Origin of the sequence: Roseibacillus ishigakijimensis (assembly GCF_016595415.1) — a bacterium.
In the GTDB taxonomy this organism is placed as follows: domain Bacteria; phylum Verrucomicrobiota; class Verrucomicrobiia; order Verrucomicrobiales; family Akkermansiaceae; genus Roseibacillus; species Roseibacillus ishigakijimensis.
The window spans coordinates 1-718 of sequence record NZ_JAENIO010000127.1 but is presented as its reverse complement, the minus strand read 5'-3'; the positions used below and the strand labels follow the sequence as shown (position 1 = coordinate 718).

General features: G+C 56.7%; 1 protein-coding gene. It reads left to right on the top strand.

Features of this window, described 5'->3' with window-relative positions:
* On the top strand, nt 1–718 hold a 718-nt coding region (locus JIN78_RS16870; RefSeq protein WP_200393167.1), incomplete at both ends, for a transposase.

Here is a 718-nt window from a genome sequence, read left to right as displayed (position 1 = left end):
AGCCAACTTCACCTCGCCACCGAGCAGGATCGGGAGATTGGAAAAAGCACCATCGACCTCGTGCAAAAGCGCGACCTCGTGCTCCGGGACAGGGGTTATTTCAGCCTCGCGGAGTTCCAACGCGTTGAGCAAAAACAGGCCTTCTGGTTAAGCCGGGTGCCATCAAATCTGCTCATTGCACCCAAGGACGGGACTTCGCTCGATGAACATCTGGAGTCGTCTACTACGGATACAGTGGATATCGCGGTTCAACTCGGAGCAGCCGGACATAGCGCCCGTCTCGTGGCCATCAAAGCCCTTCCTCAAGTGGCCGAAAAAGCGCGTCGGGAGGTTCGGGAAGCCGCCTCTAAAACTGGCAAAACGCCGACCCGGTCCCGCCTTCTTCGCTGCGGCTGGCACATCGTGGTGACCAATATTGCGCAGACCATGATGAAAGCAGCGGAGGTCAGCGAACTCTACCGATGCCGCTGGAGGATTGAGATCATTTTCCGCGCCTGGAAGCAGTCCGCGAACCTCGGCCCCGCCCTCAATCGCAAGAGCAACGAGAACCACTTTCAGGTGCTCATTCTCGCCGCAATGATCTATCAGGCCCTGAGCTTGAAAGCAGTCTCCTTCGTGCGAAGAAGGCTCAAAAAGCACCAACGAATCAGCCTAGAAAAACTCCTCGACGACTTCGCGAACGCCTGCACGAAGTCGGTTCATTTGGAAGCTCTCTGGA